4 protein-coding genes are annotated in these 3,277 nt (G+C 70.7%); 1 reads left to right on the forward strand and 3 read right to left on the reverse strand.

The genetic code is table 11. The features are described 5' to 3' along the window. Nucleotides 1-723, forward strand: a 723-nt coding sequence (locus tag ACTHMF_RS13645; RefSeq protein ID WP_440318318.1) for a hypothetical protein, incomplete at its 5' end; no start/stop codon positions are given. Between the two features lie 6 nt (nt 724-729). Here the strand turns inward: ACTHMF_RS13645 and ACTHMF_RS13650 are convergent. The 3 genes from ACTHMF_RS13650 to ACTHMF_RS13660 all read right to left on the reverse strand — a co-directional run. Next, complete coding sequence (locus ACTHMF_RS13650) at nt 730-1,182, reverse strand: adenylyltransferase/cytidyltransferase family protein (protein WP_440318320.1); 453 nt, start codon at nt 1,180-1,182, stop codon at nt 730-732. Between the two features lie 28 nt (nt 1,183-1,210). Further along, the gene (locus tag ACTHMF_RS13655; RefSeq protein ID WP_440318321.1) at nt 1,211-2,401 is read right to left on the reverse strand and encodes a glycosyltransferase; all 1,191 of its coding nucleotides are present in this window, start codon (nt 2,399-2,401) and stop codon (nt 1,211-1,213) included. Continuing rightward, a partial coding sequence (locus ACTHMF_RS13660) for a DUF1972 domain-containing protein (RefSeq protein ID WP_440318323.1) occupies nt 2,394-3,277 on the reverse strand: 884 nt, incomplete at its 5' end. The genes ACTHMF_RS13660 and ACTHMF_RS13655, both read right to left, overlap by 8 nt.

Here is a 3,277-nt window from a genome sequence, read left to right on the forward strand (position 1 = left end):
GCCGCGAAGTCCATCTTCGACGCGGTCACGCACGGCCAGGGCTCACCGAAGGCCTACGTCGCGCAGCTGACGCCGATGCTCCAGGACCAGCGCCTGAAGATGTGGAGCGTCCGGTCGGACGAGGAGAAGCTGATCATGACGTCGCCGATGGGCACCATGCTGCCGGCGGACAACACGAAGGCGACGACGGTCGGCGTCTACAACAACGACGACTCCACGTCCAAGATGAGCTACTACATGAACGAGACCGTGGACGTCTCGACGAACACCTGCAAGCCGACGCCGAAGTACACGGTTACGGCGAAGGTCACCAACACGCTCACGCTGGCGAAGGCGTACACGCTGACGCCGTACGTGCTGGCCGCCATGTCGAAGATCCCGTTCGGCGGCGACCGCCAGTGGGTGCAGCTCTACGGGCCGGTCGGCGCCAAGCTCAGCGCGGTCTACATCGACGGCCAGAAGGTGACCTGGGGCAACAACCTGCTCCCGGAGTACAACACGATCTACTCCGCGACTGGGGAGAGCATCCGTCGGCCGGCGGTGCAGGGCCACATGTACGGGCGCCCGGTCGGGGTCGTGAGCATCACCATCCCCGCGGCGAGCACAGTTACCGTCAAGGGCGTGTTCACCGGCGGCACCGACACCAGCAAGACGGTCGCCGTCAGCCACACGCCGAAGGTGCGGCCGGTGCCGGTCACGCTGACGCAGGCGAAGTGCGGCTGAGCCGGGTCAGCCGGTGACGCGCTCGCCCTCGCCGTTCAGTGCGGCGAGGGCGCGGCGCAGTACGGTCGACGAGGTCGACATCGTGTACGGGAAGTACACGACCTCCACCCCGACGGCGGCGAACTCGCGCTCCAGGCGCAGGCCCTTCTCAGTGCCGCGCCAGTCGTCGCCCTTGAAGAAGTGCGTGAACCGCACCTCCTTCCAGGTGTCGAGCTTGTCCGGCACCACCTCCGCGTGCACCCGGTCGACGTAGGAGATGTGCCTGACGATCTCCATCCGCTCCGCGAGCGGGATGACGGGGATGATGCCCTTCGTCAGCTGCAGCATCTCGTCGGAGACGACGCCGGCGATCAGCACGTCGCACTCCGCCTTCGCGTGGCGGAGCAGGTTGAGGTGGCCGATGTGGAAGAGGTCGAAGGCGCCGGCGGCGTAGCCGATACGCAGGGGGGAGTCGGTCACTGAGGGTCCTCTGAAGTCGGGGGAGCGGTCAGGAGGCGAGCGCGTGCTCGGAGGAGAGGTGGGCGGTGCGGGCGATCTCGTCCGCGACGCGGCGGCGGTAGCCGTCGGTCGCGTAGCGGTGCGCCGCGATGGGAGCGAAGGTGGCCGCGGTGCGGCGGAACGTCGACCAGTTCACCGCGACCCGCTGCAGGGCGTCGGCCAGTCCGACCGGGTCGTCCGCATCGACCGAGATGGCGGAGGCGAAGCCGTCGATCGCCTCCGCCAGGCCGCCGATCGCGCTGACGACGACGGGGCGGCCGGCGAGCACGGCCTCGACGGCGGTGTTGCCGAACGGCTCCTCGAGCCGGGACGGCACCACGGCGACGTCGGACCGCTCGAGGGCATTCCACACGGACGACTGGAAGCCGTGGAACACGACCCGATCCGTGAGTCCGGCGCGGTCGACCTGGTCGCGCAGCTGCTGCTCGTACCACTCGTAGCCGGTGAACACCGCGCCCACGAGATCGAGGCGCGCCTCGACGCCGCGCTCGCGGAGGATCCGGAGCGCGTCGACCGCGACGTCGACGCCCTTGCGCGGCGACAGCCGGCCGACGTAGACGATGCGCAGGCCGTCGACCAGCTCCGGGCGCGCCTCCGGCGCCGCGGCAGGACCCGCGACGCCGTTGTAGACGACCGTGGAGCTCCCGTAGAGGGTCGGCGTCACCTCCGTCAGGCTGTCGCGGCTGAACGCGCTGTTGACGAGGATCCGGTCGGCGAGGCGCAGTGGCGCGGCGATGGCGGCCCGCACGACGTTCGGCGCCTGCCGCTCGCTCTCGTGCACGTGGGCGATCACCGGGATCCTGCGTGCCCGGGCCGTGGCGATCCACAGCGGCACGGTGAGCGTCGACACGTAGACGACGTCGGGCCGGAGCCGCTTCAGCAGCCGCCCGATCCGTGCCCACGCCGTCGCCGAGCCGCCGAGGAACCCGGGGAGGTTCCGCGGCTTCACGACGCTCTTGCGCAGCACCGGGGCCGCGAGCAGGACGACCTCGGCGCCGAGTCGCCGCACCTCGGCGATCAGCGGGCCCTCCGAGGGAACCGCGACCACGACGCGCCAGTCCCGTTCGACGAGCGCGGCGACCGTCTCGAGCATCACGCGGTCGGAGCCGTACAGCTCCGCGCCCGGGTGCGCGATCAGCGCCGTGGCGACGGAACCGGGCCGACCGGCCCGGTCAGCCACGGCCGATCTCCACCCCGACCGGCTGCTCCACGGACCAGGCGGACTGCGTCCGACGGCCCGAGCTCATGCCGCGGGTGGTGTACCCGCGGGCCAGCTTGGCGGCGAGGGCCTCGTAGGCCTCGGTGACCGAGTCCCAGTTGTAGCGGGCGCGGGCGCGCTCCTGCATCAGCTCGCCGATGTCCCGGAACCGTCCCGGGTAGCGCTCGACCTCCTCGATGCAGCGGCTCACCTCGGCGGGCGAGGAGAAGTAGGAGCCTGCGGTGCCGGCGACCTCGCGGTTGAAGACGACGTCCCATCCGACGATCGCGGTGCCGGCGCCCATGGCGCGCAGCAGCGACGGGTTGGTACCGCCCACCGAGTGACCGTGCACGTAGCTGGCCGCGTGCGCGTAGAGCTGGTCGAGCACCCGCTGGTCCCAGACGCCGCCGAGCAGCCGGATGCGGGGGTCGCGCTTCGCGATGGCACCGATCGCGTCCGTGTAGGCGGCGGAGTAGGGCGCCGAGCCCACGACGACGAGCGGCATCGTGGCATTGGACCGGTGGTAGCCCTCGACGATCACGTCGACGTGGTTCTCCGGCTCGAAGCGGGCGACGACGAGGTGGAACTGACCGGGGACGAGCCCGAGGTCCTCGATCGCGTCGGTCGGGGTGTTCGTGAGGATCCGGCAGCCGTAGCTGATCAGCTCCGTGGGGATCCCGAACTCGTCGTCGTAGTAGTCGGCGATACCGCGGGCGTCGGCGATCAGCGCGTCCGCCTCCCGGACCGCGAACTGCTCCGCCATGCGGTAGTAGCGACGCCCCCACTTGCCCCACTTGTCGCGCTTCCACTCGAGCCCGTCGACGTGCAGGGCCACGGCGGTACCGCGGCTGCGGAGCA

Origin of the sequence: Leifsonia sp., assembly GCF_051955155.1 — a bacterium.
Taxonomy (GTDB): Bacteria; Actinomycetota; Actinomycetes; order Actinomycetales; family Microbacteriaceae; genus Leifsonia.